Origin of the sequence: Halalkalicoccus sp. CG83, assembly GCF_037081715.1 — an archaeon.
GTDB classification, from domain to species: Archaea; Halobacteriota; Halobacteria; order Halobacteriales; family Halalkalicoccaceae; genus Halalkalicoccus; species Halalkalicoccus ordinarius.
In genome coordinates this window covers 1,477,749-1,493,519 of the sequence record NZ_JAZDDH010000001.1, presented here as the reverse complement: position 1 = coordinate 1,493,519, position 15,771 = coordinate 1,477,749, and the positions used below count along the sequence as shown (strand labels likewise).

Here is a 15,771-nt window from a genome sequence, read left to right as displayed (position 1 = left end):
GGACCGATCTTCGGGTTCTCCACGCCCGCTCCGTCGTTCGACGGCGGGCGTCGGCGGTGAGCCCGTAGCCGGTCCGAGCGCGTCGCGTACGGTCCGTCGGCGGTGCTTCGCTACCGGGCGTCACGATCGGTTCTCCGCGTCGTCGACCCGATCGTGATCAGCGCCTTCGCGATCGGAAGTGCGTTCTTCGGCGTGTTCCCCTCCGTCCGTTGCCGTTGGCGCGTCGCCGGTCGATCGGAGCTCTCCGTACCCGATCCGGAGCAAGACGGTCGCGAGCCCGACGAGCACCAGCGCGAGGAGGCTCTGGAGCGTGACCGAGACGACCTCCAGTGCGGTCGCCCCCGCGCGCCACTCCGCGCTCAGCAGATCGAGATAGACGTTCTGGTAGAACACCAGCCAGAGCAGCCCGATGACGGTGATCACCGCCATCACCGCCATGGGAACGCCCGTGCTGAGGAGCTGCTTCGATCCGCGCCAGTCGGCGAGCCACACCGTCGCGGTCAGCAGCGCGAGCGAGGCCAGCAGCTGGTTCGCGCCGCCGAACAGCGGCCAGAGGTCCTCCCAACTGCCGCTCGCGACGAGGAAGAACGCGACGACGATGATCACGCTCGAGTTGAGGTGTTTGTCGGCCATGTAGCGCTCGACCGTCGTCTCGGGGGTGCCGACGATCTCCTCGACCATGTACCGTCCCAGTCGAACGCCGGTGTCCATGCTCGTCAGCAGGAAGCTCACCAGCACGAGCGCCATGAACACCGTTCCGATCGTCTCGGGCACGCCCAGAGCAGTGAGGATGATGCCGCCGCCGTCCGCGAAGTTCGGCAGCGCGAGCGCGATGCCGCCCTCGGCGGGCGTCGCGGCGATCAGCGCGACCGTACACAGCGCGACGGCGGCGAGCAGCCCCTCCGCGAGCATCCCGCCGTAACCGATCAGTCGGGCGTCGCTCTCCCGGTTGAGCTGTTTGGCCGTCGTCCCGGAGGAGACCAGCGAGTGAAAGCCGCTGATCGTCCCGCAGGCGATGGTCAGGAAGAGAAGCGGGAACAGCGGCATCGCGAACGGAACGAGGTCGCTCCCCATGAAGCCGTACCAGGCGGGGATCTCGATCTCGAGGGGCTGGCTCGTCGTCGTGATGAACGTCCCGAGGACCACCGCGAGCAACGAACCGCCGACGCCCGTGTAGAGCAGGAACGACGAGAGGTAGTCCCGCGGCTGGAGCAACACCCACACCGGAAGGACGCTCGCCGCGCCGCCGTAGACCAGCGTGACGACCACCCACGCACCGATGTTTGCGCTCTCGAGGATCGAGGGGACGAACCCGGGCGTCGAGTCGAGCAGGACGAACGTCCCCGCCGGGTAGTCGCCGGGGACGAGCGCGAAGGGGTACTGGATGCCGACCCAGACGGTACCGAACACGCCAGCGACGAAGATCACGGTGCCGACCGAGAAGGGCAGTCCGAGCTGGTAGAGCCAGACGCCGAAGACGGCCGCCAGCGCGATGTAGAGGACGCTCGCGGTGGCCGACTGGGGGTACTCGGTGAAGACGACGCCGACGACCAGCGAGAAGACGGCGACGACGAGGATAATGAGGAGAAACGCGAACCACAGCAGCATGTCCTTGCCGCGCTCGCCGACGTACTCGCCGATGATGTAGCCGATCGATTTCCCCTCGTGACGCAGGCTTGCCGACAGCGACGTGAAGTCGTGGACCGCCCCCATCAGCGGGTTGCCGACGGCGATCCAGACCAGTGCGGGGACCCAGCCCCAGATCAGCGCCGCGGTGATCGGTCCGACGATGGGTGCCCCGCCCGCGATGCTCGAGAAGTGATGCCCGAAGAGGACGGATTTCCGTGCGGGAACGTACTCCTGGCCGTCCCGGTGTTCGTGCGCGGGCGTCTCGCGTTCGTCGTCCAGACCGACGAACTGCGAGAGATAGCGCCCGTAGCCGACGTACATGACCGAGAACGTGACGAGCACGATCGCGACGATCCAGATGACGGAGACCATACCCGCCGTCCACGGTCCAGGTCGTTAACTCCTGACACTCCTCGAAATCCTGAGTGATCGTCGTTGCGACGGCGGCGGACGATGGACGAGAGAGGAGCGGTCCGTCGCTCGAATCGGCGGCGTGAGGGGTCCACGTCGCGGTCCCCCTTGTACGGTCGTTCCTGCAGTTCTCGGAACGATGATTGGGTGACTTAGCAACCCTTAAACCTGCCGCGACGGTTCGTTCGGGTATGGCTGGAACGATAGAGGTGCTCGTTCCGGGCGGCGAGGCCACTCCCGGCCCGCCGCTCGGTCCCGAGCTCGGACCGACGCCCGTCGACGTACAGGCGGTCGTCCAGGAGATCAACGACCAGACGGCCGCCTTCGACGGGACCGAGGTCCCGGTGACGGTCACCTACGAGGACGACGGCTCCTTCGAGATCGACGTCGGCGTCCCGCCGACGTCGGCGCTGGTAAAGGACGAGGCCGGCTTCGACACCGGCAGCGGCGAGCCCCAGAAGGACTTCGTCGCGGATCTCTCGGTCGACCAGGTGAAACAGATCGCCGAACAGAAACTGCCCGACCTGCTCGCCTACGACCTGAAGGGCGCGGCGAAGGAGGTCGTCGGCACCTGCACCTCGCTGGGCGTCACCATCGAGGGCGAGAACCCCCGCGAGTTCAAGGAGCGGATCGACGCTGGCGAGTACGACGACGTCTTCGGCGAAGAAGCCGCAGCGTAGTTCGCGACGGCTCGAGGCCGTGAACACGGCGAGCGCCTCGGTGTCTTCGACGAGGAAGCGGCGGCGTAGTCCCGCGATTGCGGTACTTTTACCGGACCGGCTCTCGAAGCAGCGTTCGCCATGGCTGGAGAGATCGAACACGAGGAGGAACTGAGCCGTGAGGACGCCGCGACCTACTTCGAGGAGGTCGCCGAGGGGCTCCGATCGGGAGAGGAGTTCACCGTCGTCATCGGCGACGTCTCGGTCGACGTCGACCCGGCCGAGACCGTCGAGTTCGGCGTCGAACTCGAGGACGACGAGGAGGAGCGCGAACTCGAGTTCGAACTCGAGTGGGAGCGCGGCGAGGACTGATCACACCGCGAGCAACAGCGCAGCGTAGCCGGCGGCACCGGCGGCGAACGCCCAGAACCGGCTCTCCCGCTCGGCGGGGAGCTCCTCCTTGATCACGTTGAGGACGATCCCCCCGCCCAGGAACGCGAGCAGCACGCCGACGGTGAGCGTCGGGATCGCCGTGACCGCCCCGACCAGCCAGCCGACCACGACCGAGACGCTGAGCACCCATCGGCCGGCGTGGTCGTAGGCCTCGGCGTGGTGATCACGGAGTCCGAAGTCGTTCACCAGGAAGTGAAGCGCCATCGCGACGGCGAAGAACAGCAGGCTCTCGACTCCGCTCTCGCCTCGGACGAGAAGATAGCCGATGACGGCGTTGTAAAGCGCGAACGAGCCGACGTGCACCCAGAAGACCGGGTTGTCCACCCCGGGCAACGGCCGGATCGACCCGTCGCCCCGCTCGCTGTCGCGCGATCGGTGGGCGAGACGTTCGAGGCCGTAGAACGTCCCGAACCCGACGAGCGCGATGAGGTAGACGTGCCGATCGACGAAGGCGGCGACCGGACCGACGCCCTCGAACGCCTCCTGGTGTTCGCCGAGTTCGGGCAGCAGGTGGACGAACACGTACGCGACGGAGACGCCGCCGCCGAACGAGAGCCATCGGCTGCGGGGAACGTGACCGAGGAACGCGAGGCGGCCGGCGAACAGGTGGACGACGGCCAGTCCGAGTGCGAAGAGCGCGGAGAGGGCGATCACGCCGGGCGTAGGAACCGGGATCGTATCGGTGTTCCCATCCGAATCATCGCCGCTTCGACGGGTTTAAGTCGCCCATTCCACTCTTCTCGGTAGAGACAGGCGAACGCCTGTTTCACACCGTAGGAGACGCTCGTCGTACTACGGAGGTGAACGATGGCAGATCAGGACATAGAACAAGCAGTTTCTCGCGCACTCGAGGACGCACCGCCGCGGAACTTCCGCGAGACGGTCGACCTCGCGATCAATCTGCGCGATCTCGATCTCAACGATCCGTCGAACCGAGTGGACGAAAGCGTGGTCCTCCCGTCCGGGACGGGCCAGGACACCAAGATCGTCGTCTTCGCCGAAGGCGAGACGGCGATCAGGGCCGAGGAGGTCGCCGACGAGGTGCTCTCGGGTGACGACCTCGAGGAGCTAGGCGACGACGACGACGAGGCGAAGGACCTCGCCGGGGAGACCGACTTCTTCATCGCCGAGGCCTCGATGATGCCCGACATCGGGCGGTATCTGGGGACCGTACTCGGTCCCCGCGGGAAGATGCCGACCCCGCTCCAGCCCGACGAGGACGTCGTCGAGACCGTCAACCGCATGAAGAACACCGTTCAGGTCCGGAGCCGTGATCGGCGTACCTTCCACACGCTCGTCGGCACCCAGGAGATGTCCGCCGAGGAGATCGCGGACAACATCGACGTGATCCTCCGCCGGCTCCACGCGGACCTCGAGAAGGGGCCGCTCAACATCGACACGGTGTACGTCAAGACCACGATGGGACCCGCAGTGGAGGTGGCGTGAGATGTCCGCAACGACCGAAGGCGAACGCAAGACCGAGAACCTGCCCGAATGGAAGCGCGAGGAGGTCGCGGAGCTCGTCGACGTGCTCGAGTCGTACTCGAGCGTCGGCATCGTCAACATCGCCGGCATTCCGAGCCGGCAGCTCCAGAACATGCGCCGTGATCTCCACGGCAGCGCGGAGCTTCGCGTCAGCCGCAACACGCTGCTCGTTCGTGCCCTCGAGGACGTCAACGACGGGGCCGAGCAGCTGACCGAACACGTCGCGGGACAGGTCGGGATCATCGGAACCGACGACAACCCGTTCGGGCTCTACAAGCAGCTCGAGGAGTCGAAGACGCCCGCACCGATCGGTGCCGGCGAGGTCGCTCCCAACGACATCGTGATCCCCGAGGGCGACACCGGCGTCGACCCGGGACCGTTCGTCGGGGAGCTCCAGACGGTCGGCGCCGCGGCGCGGATCCAGGACGGCTCGATCAAGGTCACCGAGGACAGCAAGGTCCTCGAGGCGGGCGAGGAGGTCTCCCAGGACCTCGCGAACGTCCTCTCGGAACTGGGCATCGAGCCCAAGGAGGTCGGTCTCGATCTGCGCTCGGTCTACAGCGAGGGCATCCTCTTCGATCCCGAGGACCTCGCGATCGACGTCGACGAGTACCGCGCGGACTTCGAGGCCGCGGCGGCCGGCGCGCGGAACCTCTCGATCAACGCCGTCTACCCGACGGCCCAGACCGCGCCCGCGCTGCTCTCGAAGGCCACGGGCGAGGCCAAGAGCCTCGGCCTGTTCGCCGCGATCGAGGACGAGGCGCTCATGCCCGACCTCGTGAGCAAGGCCGACGCACAGATGCGCGCGCTCGCGGCCCAGATCGACGACGAGGAGGCGCTCCCCGAGGAGCTCCGCGGCGTCGAAGCGCCCGAGCCCGACGAAGAGGAGACCGAGGCCGACGCGGAGGAGGAACAGCCTGACGAAGAGGAGACCGAGGCCGACGCCGAAGACGACGAGGACGATGACGACGGCGACGACGGCGGCGAAGGGCTCGGAGCGATGTTCGGATAACGACACAACGAGACAACAACAATGGAATACGTTTACGCAGCACTCATCCTGAACGAGACCGGCGCAGAGATCAACGAAGAGAACCTGACGGACGTGCTCGAGTCGGCCGGCGCCGACGTCGAGGAGTCCCGAGTGAAGGCGCTCGTCGCCGCCCTCGAGGACGTCGACATCAACGAGGCCGTCGAGCAGGCCGCCGCGGTCCCCGCGGCGGGCGGTTCGGCCGGCGGCGCCGCCGCGGGCGGCGAGGCCGAGGAGGCCGACGAAGGCGGCGAGGAGGAGGCCGAAGAGGCCGAAGCAGAAGAGGAAGACGAGGACGAGGACGAGGGCGACGGCGGCGAGGGCCTCGGCCAGCTGTTCGGTTAGACGCCCCCGACACGCGGTTCTTCGCTTCATTTTCTGGAACGTAGTAGCTAACCGCAGCGAGGCGAGCATCCCATCGGGTAGCGAGATCGTTACTGATTCAGAGCTAGTAGCAGGCGTGAGCCGTCTTCACGGTTCAGGGGTTGCCTGCGACTGCCCCGACGATCGGTTTGCCCCTCCGTCGTCGGATGACTCCGTACGCTCCGCCGAACGCGGCGAAAGCGATCCCCCCAACGGTGAGTAAAACGCTAACGAAACCCCAATCGATAGCGTATGGAGTTACGGACACGGCAACCGAGTAATTGGTCACCAGATTCGCGTACTGACCCGTATAGACGTGAATGTAATAGGTGCCGTTCTCCGGCGTGGGGACGGTCACCGTTCCCTCAGTTCCCTGTGCCTGAATCCAGTGTTTCACCTGGTTCCTGTGGGGATCGTAGACTGCGAGTTGAACGTCCGCTCCCGTACCGACCCTCGTTTCGACGATCAGCGATTGTTGATCGGTGACTTCAATCGCGTAGAAGTCCTGGTCGTAGTCGGACATCTGTCCGCTTACGGTGTCACCCGAATAGATGACACCGGCGGATTCGAATCCGTCGTTCGGAACGTTCCATTCGTCCTCTACCCAGCCAGTCGCGCTTCCTGGTCCTACCATCGCTGTCAGAACCAAACAGAGTATCATCGCGAAGCTCGTTACCTTTCCTACTACTATCTTCATCTCGTCTACGTCCCCAATTTAACATAATAGATCGCTCAGATATTAGACGTTGCTGTCTCTTATTGGATCAGAGTAGGATACGAATAGAAGGGCTGACTGTTCGATCAGCCGACGACTCACAGACGATCGCGGTCCCAGCGAGGGCGATGGATCCCGCTGCCGTGAGCGTCACGTTCGATCCCTCGTTGACGTTTACGGTCGGTTTCCGGGGCGCTCTCGTAGATGTGATCAGCGGGCTGACGCCGGGACTGCGCGAACGACTTCGTGCTGCTGCTGGCGACCGCCGCTTTTGGCGGGGCCGCGATGCTTTCTGTCGATAAGTGCACTCGTTTCGATGATCGGTTCGTATGAGCGGAGTGGATCTCTCGAAGCCGCTACCTCTTGACTGCTAGCCAGCCGTTCGGCTAAACGATGTCAACACGCGTTTTCCCGTTTATTCTCCCGTCAGTAGCGCAAGCTAGGTTTCGGTCGATTCGACGTCAACAGTAATCACGTGGGAACCCGTTGGACCGATCGAGGCGACTACCATGCAAGGGAGATTCAATCGACGACGATTCGTCGCGATGGCGGGCGCAGCGACCATCACTGGGCTCGCGGGATGTGGCGACCAGGGCGAAGGCGAAGGAGAAGAAGAAGACGGCGAAGGAGGGGGAGGAGGAGAAGGCGGCGACGAAGAAGAGGAGGAAGAGGAGGAAGAGGACGAAGGCGGCTACTGAGATCACACTCGATCGTTTCGTCGATCCCGGCCGAGAACGGTCTCCGAACCGCTCTCGCGTCCGGACCGGACTCTGACGGTGCAGTCTACGTGGGTCGCTCCCATCGGTGCCGTACTCCCGGCGCTCGTGACTACCGTCAGCTACGAACCGAATACCGTCCAGGCGAGGACGTCCCGGACGAACGGTCTCAGGTACGAAACGAGCGTCGAGACACGCCGCATCAGGTGTAACGGTTCATATACGATCGGGGATCCAGAGAGGCCGATGGACCCCGCCGCCGTGAGCGTCACGTTCGATCCACCGTTCGCGCTCACCGCGCTCGCGTTCGTCCTCGGGGGCGCTCTCTTAGGTACGATCAGCGGGCTGACGCCGGGACTGCACGCGAACAACTTCGCGCTGCTGCTCGCCGCGGCCGCGCCGACCATACCGGGACCGCCGCTTCTGGTGGGGGCCGCGATGCTCTCGGCGGGCGTCGTCCACACCTTTCTCGACGTGGTGCCCGCGCTCGCGCTCGGGGTTCCCGATGCGGATATGGCGATGATGGCGCTGCCCGGCCACCGGCTCGTGATCGAGGGTCGGGGTCACGAGGCGCTTCGGCTCTCCGCGCTCGGAAGCGCGCTCGCGGTCGTGTTCGCGGTTCCGCTCGCGGTTCCGATCACCTACCTGATGGTGTGGCTCTGGCCGACGCTCGCGGCGAACATGGCGCTGGTTCTCCTCGGTGTGGTGACGATCATGCTGCTGACCGAGCGCTCCTGGCGGGCGCGAGTCGGCGGTCTGCTCGCCTTCTCGATCAGCGCGTTGCTCGGGTTCGCGACGCTGGATCTCTCGCCGACGGCACCGCTACAGGGCGACGTGCTCGCGCCGCTCTTCGCGGGGTTGTTCGGCGCGCCGATTCTGATCGACGCGATGGGCGGCGCGGGCGTCCCCCGCCAGAACGACTCGCGGGTCCTGATCCCCCGACGGCTGGTACTGCTGCCCGCTGCGGCCGGCACGCTCGCGGGCGCGGTCGTCGGCTACCTTCCCGGGGTCTCCAGTGCGATCGCCGCAGTGATCGCGCTGCTCGTGCTCCCCGGCGGCAGCGGCGATCGAGGGTTCGTGATCGCGACCAGCGGCGTCAACACGGCGAACACCGTCTTCGCGCTGTTCGCGCTGATCGCGCTCGGGACGCCGCGGACGGGCGTGTTGGTCGCGCTCGAACGCGCGAGCATCCCACTCCATCTCCCGGTGCTCCTCTGTAGCGTCGCCGTCGCGGCGGCGATCGGGTTCGTGCTCGTGCTCGTCGTCGGCGACCGGTACCTCCGGGCCATCGGCCGCGTCGACTACGCCCGGCTCTGTCTCGTGATCCTCGGCGCGCTGGTCGTCCTCTCGTACGTCTTCGCCGGAGCGACGGGCGTGGCGGTCTTCCTGGTCAGTACGCTAGTCGGTTTCGTGCCGGTTCGGCTGGGTGCGGCGCGTGTCCATCTGATGGGCGTGCTGATCGGGCCGATCGCGCTCTGGTACTACTGAGCCGGCTACGGAGAACCGCTGGGGTTCGAGGGTGAGACGAGCGGTGGACGGGGCGACACCCGGTGTGGCGACGTCCGGGTTCGGCATCGACCGGGAAGACAACGGTTAAAGGCGACCGGGAGCAAGGACGGAACATGAGCGAATCCCGATCGGAACGACAGGGGACGCGACGGTGTGTCTCGTGTGGAATCAACATCTCGGGCACGAACGCCGCGAAGTTCAAGTGCCCGGAGTGCGGCGAGCAGATCTACCGCTGTGCGAAGTGCCGCAAGCAGAGCAACCTCTACGAGTGTCCCGACTGCGGTTTCACGGGTCCGTAACGATGGGGAAGGTCGCCGCGAAACTCAAGGTCATGCCGCAGAGCCCCGAGATCGACCTCGACGACCTCCAGGAGCGTCTCGAACAGTCGCTCCCGGAGGGCGCGAAGATCAACGGCTTCGAACGTGACGACGTCGCGTTCGGGCTGGTCGCGCTGCTGCCGACCGTGATCGTCCCCGACGACGCCGGCGGCACCGAGGCCGTCGAGGAGAGCTTCTCGAGCGTCGATGACGTCGAGAGCGTCGAGGTCGAGAACGTCGGTCGCATCTAACCCACCTTTTACTGCGCTCGGCGGCTTCGCCGCCTCGCTGGCAAAAGCTGGACAAAAACACTCCTCGTTTACTTCGTCGCCGCGAGCGGCGACTCCGTCCGTTCGTCAACCCGCTCGTTTGGACGAAGCCCTCACCCGCAGTGGCTGCACCTACGCTTCCATCTCGCCACTCCGTCATTCGACGAGCGGCTCGTATATCGTTCGGCCGACATCTCGATGCCGCCGTCGTGAGGGACGTATGTCGCGATCACTCCACCGCCGCCTCGATCGCCTGTTCGAGGTCGGCGATCTGATCGTCGACGTGCTCGATGCCGACGCTCACCCGGATGAGGCTGTCCGTCAGACCGGCAGCGACCCGCTCCTCGCGGGGGATCGCCGCGTGGGTCATCGGCGCGGGCTGTTCGATCAGGCTCTCGACGCCGCCGAGGCTCTCCGCGAGCGTGAACACCTCGGTCTCGGAGACGAGCGTGCTCGCCTCCTCGAGAGTGCCGTCGAGTTCGAAGCTGAGCATCCCGCCGAAGTCGTCCATCTGTTCGGCCGCGATCTCGTGACCCGGATGCGCCTCCAGGCCCGGGTAGAACACCCGATCCACGCCGGCGTGATCGTCGAGCCACGTCGCGATCCGGCGGGCGTTCTCGCAGTGACGGTCCATCCGAACGGGGAGGGTCTTCGTCCCCCGAAGCGCGAGGAAACAGTCGAACGGGCCCGGCGTCGCGCCGACGGAGTTCTGATAGAAGCCGAAGCGCTCGTCGAGTTCATCGCTATCGGTGATCAACGCGCCCGCGACCAGGTCGGAGTGCCCGCCGATGTACTTCGTCAGCGAGTGACAGACCACGTCCGCGCCGAGTTCGAGCGGACGCTGGAGGTACGGAGAGGCGAAGGTGTTGTCGATCGCACAGAGCACGTCGTGTTCGTGGGCGATTCCCGCCGCACCCTCGACGTCGACGATGCTCATCAGCGGGTTGGTGGGCGTCTCGAGCCACAGCAGTTCGGTCTCCTCGCGCATGGCGGCCTCGATCTCATCGAGATCGGTCATGTCGACGAACGAGAACTCGAGATCGTACTCCTCGTAGACCTGCGTGAAGATGCGGTGGGTGCCGCCGTAAACGTCCTCGCCGGTGACGACGTGATCGCCGGCCGAGAGCAGGTTCAGCACGGTGTTGATCGCACCCATGCCCGAGGAGAACGCGCGGCCGTGTTCGCCGCCCTCGAGGTTCGCGAGATTCTCCTCGAGATCCGTCCGCGTGGGATTGCCGGTTCGGGAGTACTCGTAGCCCCGGTGCTCGCCGGGGCCGTCCTGGACGTACGTCGAGTTGGCGTGGATCGGCGTCATGAGCGCGCCGGTCTCCTCGTCGGGCTCCTGGCCCGCGTGGATCGCACGGGTCTCGATTCGGTGGTCGTCGGAGGTCATGCGTCACTCCGCGTGACGCGGCCGGATTACTCTTGTGTTGGCGGCGACCGCCATCTTCGAACGACGGGGAGGGTCGAGCCGATGGTCTCGAAGGACGGACGATCGAGCCGCCCCGCCGACGGCCGGAGGAGGACCGATGGGGCCGAAACGTGCCTTTTATCACCGTCACCGGGCAAGGGGTCCGTACGACTATGCCGAGCTCCAACGGACCCCTCAACAGCACCCGCAAGAAACTGTCGAACGACCCCCGCAACCGGGGTACCTCCCCGCCACAGCGCGCCGTCGAGCAGTTCGAGGAGGGCCAGCGCGTCCACCTCACCATCGACCCGAGCATCCCGAAGGGCCGGTTCCACCCCCGCTTCAACGGTCACACCGGCACCGTCGTCGGCGAGCAGGGCGCCGCCTACAAGATCGAGATCACCGACGGCGGCAAGCGAAAGACGATCATCGCGAAGCCCGCACACCTGCGCGCCCAGGAATGACGATCTTCAAGGAGGTCTTGGGCGAGGAGCACCTCACCGTCTCGGAGACCAAGGAACTGCTCGCCGACGTCGAGGCCGAACGAGCCGCCGACCCGGACCGGGAGATGCGCTACGAACTCGCCCGGGCGATCGAACACGCGAATCGGTTCGCGGTTCTCGCTCCCGAGGAATCCCGCGCGCTCGCCGAGGAGCTTCGTGACCTCGAGAAGGTCGACGAGGAGACCGCGTACAAGATCACGGATCTCCTGCCGCGCGACCGCGACGAACTCAGAGCGGTGTACGCCCAGCAACGCTACTCGCTCTCGGGCGACGAGCTCGACGACATCCTGAACGTCGTCGCGCAGTACGTCTGAGGCGGCCGACTCTTTAAGTGGACCCTTCGCGTACTGTCGCCATGAGCGACGCCGAGCCACAGGGATCCGCGATCGTCCTCGATTATCTCCCTCACGGTCGCGCTGATGACGATCGGCCGAGCTACCAGAAGCCGCCGATCGCCTTCGCGGTCGACGCCGAGGACTTTCGGCTCTACGAACTGACGCTCGGGGAGGACGCCGACGTCAGGATCGCCGACCGGATCGATCCCGAGAACGAGCCGGAGGGCGTCGACCGGATCGAACGTATCGAACACGACGACCTCTCGAGCGGGGCACGTTCGGAACTCGAGTACGTCGTCGCGGACCTCATCGACGAGGAGGAGGAGCGGTTCGTCTCGTTCTACAACGACGCCCAGCCGATCACGCTCCGACTGCACCAGCTGAACCTGCTCCCGGGAATCGGCAAGAAACTCCGAAACACCATTCTCGACGAGCGAAAGCGAAGGCCGTTCGAGGGCTTCGAGGACCTCGAGGAGCGGGTCTCCGGGCTGCACGACCCCAAGGGCGTACTGGTCGATCGAATCCTCGAGGAGATCCGCGAGGACGAACTGAAGTACCGCCTGTTCGCGACCGGCGAGGAGTGAGCGAGGATCGGTCAGGGAACGAGGGGTTTACGACCGACGGCGGTCTACGGCCGTGAAATGAGAGATCCCGACGGCCTGCTCGCGCGGGCGGGCGTGCGTGGCGATCCCGACGTCGATCAGCACTTCCTGATCGACGACCGCGTGCTCGACCGGCTTCCGGGCTACGCGACCGGGATCGACGCGAACCTCGACCACGTCCTCGAGGTCGGCGCCGGCACCGGTGCCCTCACTGACCGGCTCTGTGGGATCGCCGATCGGGTCACCGCGATCGAGCGCGATCCCGCGCTCGTCCGCTTCCTCCGCGAGGAGTTCGCCGACGAGATCGGCGACGATCGACTGACGGTGATCGAGGGCGACGCTCTCGACGTCGAGCTTCCCGAGTTCTCCGCGTGCGTCTCGAACCTCCCTTACGGCGTCTCCAGCGAGATCGCCTTCCAGCTCCTTCCCCGAAAGCGGCCGCTGGTGCTAATGTTCCAGCTCGAGTTCGCCGAACGGATGGTCGCCGACCCCGATACTCCCGAGTACGGCCGACTCTCCGTCTCGGCACAGCACTACGCCGACTGCGAGATCGTCGAGGAGGTCCCCCGGGAGGCGTTCTCGCCCCCGCCGGCCGTCGAGAGCGCGGTCGTCCGGGCCCGTCCGCGCGACCCGGAATACGAGGTGGGCGACGAGGCGTTCTTCCTGCGGTTCGTGAAGGCGCTGTTCACCCAGCGTCGAAAGACGCTTCGCAACGCGGTACGGAACACGGCCCACATCTCCGGGCTCGACGACCCCGAGTCCGTCGTCGAGGCAGCCGACGAGAAGCTGATGAGTCGGCGGGCGGGCACGCTCGCCCCTGCGGAGTTCGCCGCCCTCGCGGAGCTTGCCAGAGCGCGAGGCGAGCCCGATGAGTGAGCTGACCGCCGGGCTCGAAGCGCTCGCCGAGCAGTACCCGACCGTCCCCGCACGACTCCTGGTCAGTCTGGTGGCGTTCGCCGGGTTCGCGCTGCTCAGCTGGGTGGCCAACCGGTTCCGCAGGAGCTCGAACGGCGAGCTCCGGGGGGCGATCACGGATCTGGTCGCCTCGCTCGTCGTGGCGGGCGGACTGCTCGTCCTCACGGCGATCCTCATCGGCGTCTGGGGACAGACACGAACGGTCGCGGTCGCGCTCGAACAGGCGAACGTCGACGTCAGGACGCTCGGTCGGGTCCTCCTCACCGTCGGACTGATCGCGGGTACCTTCGTCTTCGTCCGGTTCGTTCGCCACCTGATCCGTGACCTCCTCTCAGGCCACGATGCCGTGAGCGAACACCAGCTCGAGGTCACCTACCGGATCACGCAGGTCGCGGTCTACCTGCTCGCGGGGCTGATCGTGCTGGGGTTCTGGCAGGTCGACCTGAGCGGGCTGCTCATCGGGGCCGGCGTGCTAGGGATCGTCCTCGGAATGGCCGCCCAGCAGACGCTCGCGTCGATCTTCGCGGGGTTCGTGTTGATGTTCTCGCGCCCGTTCGAGATCGGCGACTGGGTGCGGATCGGCGAGGACGAATCGACCGGCATCGAGGGGATCGTGAGCGACATCACGATCATCAGCACCCGCATCCAGACGGCCGACGGCGAGTACGCGATCCTCCCGAACGACGAGGTGAGCAGCCGGATGCTCATCAATTACTCCCGGAAGGGGCGGCTCCGACTGTCGGTGTCGGTCGGCGTCGACTACGGCACCGACCTCGATCGCGCCCAGGCGACGGTCAGAGAGACGATCCGCAGCCTCGAGGAGATCATGCGCGTTCCCACGCCCCAGGTCGTCGTCACCGAGTTCGCCGAATCGGCGATCGTCCTGGAGATCCGCTTCTGGATCAACAAGCCGAGTTCGCGGAGGCGCTGGCGCGCGAAACACGCCGTGATCAAGGCGATCAACGACGCCTTCGACCGCGAGGGAATCAAGATCCCCTTCCCTCAGCGCGAGCTCTCCGGCCGGACCGAGACCGGCGGGTTCAGGATCGCGGACGAGCACCGGGCGTCCGAGCCGGCCCCACAGGCTAACGGCAGCGGCCGGACCGACGTTCAGCGAGATCCGACGGACGACCGCTCCGACGCAGCCGACGGATCTCGGTCCACGGACCGATCCGAGAGGGGGGAACGGTGAGCCGCGACCTCGCGGAGCGCCGAGGGCTGGAGACCGACGTTTACGGGGCTGCCGAGGACTCCCGGTTACTGGCCGAGGCGGCGATCGAGCCGATCGAACCCGAGTGGGTCGTACTCGACTGCGGCACCGGCTCGGGCTACGTCGGCGAACACGTCGCGAGCGAGACGGGCGCGCGGGTCGTCGCCTCGGACCTCAACCCCCACGCCTGTCGGCGGGCCCGTGAACGCGGGCTCGAGACCGCCCGTGCGGACCTGATCGCCCCCTTCCGATCCGACGTCTTCGACGCCGTCTGCTTCAATCCGCCGTACCTGCCGACGGATCCCGAGAACGAGTGGGACGACTGGATGGAGGTCGCGCTCTCGGGCGGCGAGTCGGGACGCGCGGTGATCGATCCGTTCCTCGACGGCGTCGAGCGGGTGCTCGCGCCCGGCGGCGTCGTCCTTCTATTGGTGAGCAGCCTCGCCGGGTTCGAGAGCGTGGTCGAACGGGCGGAGAAGCGGGGGTTCGACCCGGCGGTCGTCGCCGAGGAGTCGTTCCCCTTCGAGACGCTGACGGTCCTGAAGCTGTGCCGTTGAGGCTCTCAGACCATCGGGAGGATCGTCGAGAGGTCGAGAGGACATGGACGAGGAAGTCCGTCACCGAGATGATCGTCGTCAACGCGGTCCGGATCTAGAGCGTCTCGGTCCGGGTGAGGCCGCCGATCTCCTCGACGATCCAGAAGCCGCTGTCGGTGGACCACGAGAGGACGTTCCCGCCGACGCCGCTGATCAGCACGAGGTAGACCGGGTGGACCGTGAGCCCGGGTACCAGCGCCACTACGATCCCGGCGGTGGTGAGCACCGCGACCGTCGCCGAGCCCTGCGCGATACGGATGGTCGCGGCGATGATCCATCCAGCCACCAGCAACGGGATGTCGACGTCCGCGAACGCTCGCGCGATGTAGTCGCCGATGTCGATGAACGTCTCGCCGAGGGCGGCCGTGAACTCCTCGGGCACCGCTCCGAACGGGACCTCGACCGTCGCGACGCCGACGGTCAGCCCGGCGATGACCAGCCCGATGAACGCAGGTACCCGCAATCAAACCAGTGGCACGACGATGACGACCAGGCCGATCACGAAGCCGGCCAGCGGATGCTCCAGTACCAGGACGACTACCATCGTCCGTAAGTTCTAACGAGAGATCCGTGACTCGAAGTCGTACCACCCACGTGTATTACTATGAAGAATAGATCGCAACAGGAAATATTAAAGCCCCGC

Annotated in this window: 20 protein-coding genes; 15 read left to right on the top strand and 5 right to left on the bottom strand. The window is 66.1% G+C overall.

What is annotated here, in order from left to right:
- Positions 1-120: 120 nt before the first annotated feature.
- Positions 121-2,001 carry a carbon starvation CstA family protein gene (locus V0Z78_RS07775; RefSeq protein ID WP_336344066.1) on the bottom strand — a complete coding sequence of 627 codons (1,881 nt, stop codon included), beginning with the start codon at positions 1,999-2,001 and terminating at the stop codon, positions 121-123.
- A gap of 230 nt (positions 2,002-2,231) precedes the next feature.
- Between V0Z78_RS07775 and V0Z78_RS07770 the strand changes: the two genes are divergently transcribed.
- On the top strand, positions 2,232-2,720 hold the full coding sequence (locus tag V0Z78_RS07770) for a 50S ribosomal protein L11 (RefSeq protein ID WP_336344065.1): 489 nt from the start codon (positions 2,232-2,234) through the stop codon (positions 2,718-2,720).
- 120 nt (positions 2,721-2,840) lie between these two features.
- The gene (locus V0Z78_RS07765) at positions 2,841-3,071 is read left to right on the top strand and encodes an amphi-Trp domain-containing protein (protein WP_336344064.1); all 231 of its coding nucleotides are present in this window, start codon (positions 2,841-2,843) and stop codon (positions 3,069-3,071) included.
- Here V0Z78_RS07765 and V0Z78_RS07760 read toward each other — a convergent pair whose 3' ends face one another.
- The gene (locus V0Z78_RS07760; protein ID WP_336344063.1) at positions 3,072-3,806 is read right to left on the bottom strand and encodes a hypothetical protein; all 735 of its coding nucleotides are present in this window, start codon (positions 3,804-3,806) and stop codon (positions 3,072-3,074) included.
- 153 nt (positions 3,807-3,959) lie between these two features.
- Between V0Z78_RS07760 and V0Z78_RS07755 the strand changes: the two genes are divergently transcribed.
- The 3 genes from V0Z78_RS07755 to rpl12p are packed head-to-tail and all read left to right on the top strand — an operon-like array spanning position 3,960 to position 6,012.
- Complete coding sequence (locus V0Z78_RS07755; protein ID WP_336344062.1) at positions 3,960-4,598, top strand: 50S ribosomal protein L1; 639 nt, start codon at positions 3,960-3,962, stop codon at positions 4,596-4,598.
- A 1-nt stretch (position 4,599) separates the two neighbouring features.
- Entirely contained in the window at positions 4,600-5,649 is a 1,050-nt protein-coding gene (locus tag V0Z78_RS07750) for a 50S ribosomal protein L10 (RefSeq protein ID WP_336344061.1), read from the top strand.
- 21 nt (positions 5,650-5,670) lie between these two features.
- Positions 5,671-6,012, top strand: coding sequence for a 50S ribosomal protein P1 (gene rpl12p / locus V0Z78_RS07745; protein ID WP_336344060.1), 342 nt, complete (start codon positions 5,671-5,673; stop codon positions 6,010-6,012).
- A 133-nt stretch (positions 6,013-6,145) separates the two neighbouring features.
- Here the strand turns inward: rpl12p and V0Z78_RS07740 are convergent, their stop codons facing one another.
- Positions 6,146-6,727, bottom strand: coding sequence for a PPC domain-containing protein (locus V0Z78_RS07740; protein WP_336344059.1), 582 nt, complete (start codon positions 6,725-6,727; stop codon positions 6,146-6,148).
- 527 nt (positions 6,728-7,254) lie between these two features.
- On the opposite strand from V0Z78_RS07740, the gene V0Z78_RS07735 reads away from it, so the two are divergent.
- From V0Z78_RS07735 to V0Z78_RS07720, 4 genes are all read left to right on the top strand, one after another.
- The gene (locus V0Z78_RS07735; protein ID WP_336344058.1) at positions 7,255-7,443 is read left to right on the top strand and encodes a hypothetical protein; all 189 of its coding nucleotides are present in this window, start codon (positions 7,255-7,257) and stop codon (positions 7,441-7,443) included.
- 264 nt (positions 7,444-7,707) lie between these two features.
- A complete protein-coding gene (locus V0Z78_RS07730; protein ID WP_336344057.1) occupies positions 7,708-8,949 on the top strand; it encodes a tripartite tricarboxylate transporter permease in 1,242 nt (413 codons plus the stop codon).
- A 134-nt stretch (positions 8,950-9,083) separates the two neighbouring features.
- Complete coding sequence (locus tag V0Z78_RS07725; RefSeq protein ID WP_336344056.1) at positions 9,084-9,269, top strand: HVO_2753 family zinc finger protein; 186 nt, start codon at positions 9,084-9,086, stop codon at positions 9,267-9,269.
- A 2-nt stretch (positions 9,270-9,271) separates the two neighbouring features.
- The gene (locus V0Z78_RS07720; protein WP_336344055.1) at positions 9,272-9,538 is read left to right on the top strand and encodes an elongation factor 1-beta; all 267 of its coding nucleotides are present in this window, start codon (positions 9,272-9,274) and stop codon (positions 9,536-9,538) included.
- Positions 9,539-9,785: 247 nt separating this feature from the next.
- Here the strand turns inward: V0Z78_RS07720 and V0Z78_RS07715 are convergent, their stop codons facing one another.
- Positions 9,786-10,949, bottom strand: a complete 1,164-nt coding sequence (locus V0Z78_RS07715; RefSeq protein WP_336344054.1) for a cystathionine gamma-synthase — start codon at positions 10,947-10,949, stop codon at positions 9,786-9,788.
- A 191-nt stretch (positions 10,950-11,140) separates the two neighbouring features.
- On the opposite strand from V0Z78_RS07715, the gene V0Z78_RS07710 reads away from it, so the two are divergent.
- From V0Z78_RS07710 to V0Z78_RS07685, 6 genes are read left to right on the top strand one after another with little or no spacing between them, the layout of a single operon-like run.
- Positions 11,141-11,431: a 50S ribosomal protein L21e gene (locus tag V0Z78_RS07710; protein ID WP_336344053.1), complete on the top strand. Its 291-nt coding sequence runs from the start codon at positions 11,141-11,143 to the stop codon at positions 11,429-11,431.
- On the top strand, positions 11,428-11,784 hold the full coding sequence (locus V0Z78_RS07705; protein WP_336344052.1) for an RNA polymerase Rpb4 family protein: 357 nt from the start codon (positions 11,428-11,430) through the stop codon (positions 11,782-11,784). The genes V0Z78_RS07710 and V0Z78_RS07705 overlap by 4 nt, the downstream gene beginning before the upstream one ends.
- A 41-nt stretch (positions 11,785-11,825) precedes the next feature.
- Positions 11,826-12,389, top strand: a complete 564-nt coding sequence (locus V0Z78_RS07700; RefSeq protein WP_336344051.1) for a DUF655 domain-containing protein — start codon at positions 11,826-11,828, stop codon at positions 12,387-12,389.
- Between the two features lie 57 nt (positions 12,390-12,446).
- A complete protein-coding gene (locus tag V0Z78_RS07695) occupies positions 12,447-13,283 on the top strand; it encodes a 16S ribosomal RNA methyltransferase A (RefSeq protein WP_336344050.1) in 837 nt (278 codons plus the stop codon).
- Positions 13,276-14,514 carry a mechanosensitive ion channel family protein gene (locus V0Z78_RS07690; RefSeq protein ID WP_336344049.1) on the top strand — a complete coding sequence of 413 codons (1,239 nt, stop codon included), beginning with the start codon at positions 13,276-13,278 and terminating at the stop codon, positions 14,512-14,514. The genes V0Z78_RS07695 and V0Z78_RS07690 overlap by 8 nt, the downstream gene beginning before the upstream one ends.
- Entirely contained in the window at positions 14,511-15,089 is a 579-nt protein-coding gene (locus tag V0Z78_RS07685) for a HemK2/MTQ2 family protein methyltransferase (protein ID WP_336344048.1), read from the top strand. The genes V0Z78_RS07690 and V0Z78_RS07685 overlap by 4 nt, the downstream gene beginning before the upstream one ends.
- Positions 15,090-15,183: 94 nt before the next feature.
- Here V0Z78_RS07685 and V0Z78_RS07680 read toward each other — a convergent pair whose 3' ends face one another.
- Positions 15,184-15,591, bottom strand: coding sequence for a GntT/GntP/DsdX family permease (locus V0Z78_RS07680; protein ID WP_336344047.1), 408 nt, complete (start codon positions 15,589-15,591; stop codon positions 15,184-15,186).
- Positions 15,592-15,771 lie beyond the last annotated feature (180 nt).

Coding starts and splice junctions, on each gene's coding strand:
- V0Z78_RS07690 (WP_336344049.1), top strand. CDS start 13,276: ATGAGTGAGCTGACCGCCGGGCTCGAAGCGCTCGCCGAGCAGTACCCG.
- V0Z78_RS07730 (WP_336344057.1), top strand. CDS start 7,708: ATGGACCCCGCCGCCGTGAGCGTCACGTTCGATCCACCGTTCGCGCTC.
- V0Z78_RS07775 (WP_336344066.1), bottom strand. CDS start 2,001: ATGGTCTCCGTCATCTGGATCGTCGCGATCGTGCTCGTCACGTTCTCG.
- V0Z78_RS07770 (WP_336344065.1), top strand. CDS start 2,232: ATGGCTGGAACGATAGAGGTGCTCGTTCCGGGCGGCGAGGCCACTCCC.
- V0Z78_RS07715 (WP_336344054.1), bottom strand. CDS start 10,949: ATGACCTCCGACGACCACCGAATCGAGACCCGTGCGATCCACGCGGGC.
- V0Z78_RS07705 (WP_336344052.1), top strand. CDS start 11,428: ATGACGATCTTCAAGGAGGTCTTGGGCGAGGAGCACCTCACCGTCTCG.
- V0Z78_RS07750 (WP_336344061.1), top strand. CDS start 4,600: ATGTCCGCAACGACCGAAGGCGAACGCAAGACCGAGAACCTGCCCGAA.
- V0Z78_RS07695 (WP_336344050.1), top strand. CDS start 12,447: ATGAGAGATCCCGACGGCCTGCTCGCGCGGGCGGGCGTGCGTGGCGAT.
- V0Z78_RS07755 (WP_336344062.1), top strand. CDS start 3,960: ATGGCAGATCAGGACATAGAACAAGCAGTTTCTCGCGCACTCGAGGAC.
- rpl12p (WP_336344060.1), top strand. CDS start 5,671: ATGGAATACGTTTACGCAGCACTCATCCTGAACGAGACCGGCGCAGAG.
- V0Z78_RS07735 (WP_336344058.1), top strand. CDS start 7,255: ATGCAAGGGAGATTCAATCGACGACGATTCGTCGCGATGGCGGGCGCA.
- V0Z78_RS07720 (WP_336344055.1), top strand. CDS start 9,272: ATGGGGAAGGTCGCCGCGAAACTCAAGGTCATGCCGCAGAGCCCCGAG.
- V0Z78_RS07740 (WP_336344059.1), bottom strand. CDS start 6,727: ATGAAGATAGTAGTAGGAAAGGTAACGAGCTTCGCGATGATACTCTGT.
- V0Z78_RS07710 (WP_336344053.1), top strand. CDS start 11,141: ATGCCGAGCTCCAACGGACCCCTCAACAGCACCCGCAAGAAACTGTCG.
- V0Z78_RS07725 (WP_336344056.1), top strand. CDS start 9,084: ATGAGCGAATCCCGATCGGAACGACAGGGGACGCGACGGTGTGTCTCG.
- V0Z78_RS07765 (WP_336344064.1), top strand. CDS start 2,841: ATGGCTGGAGAGATCGAACACGAGGAGGAACTGAGCCGTGAGGACGCC.
- V0Z78_RS07700 (WP_336344051.1), top strand. CDS start 11,826: ATGAGCGACGCCGAGCCACAGGGATCCGCGATCGTCCTCGATTATCTC.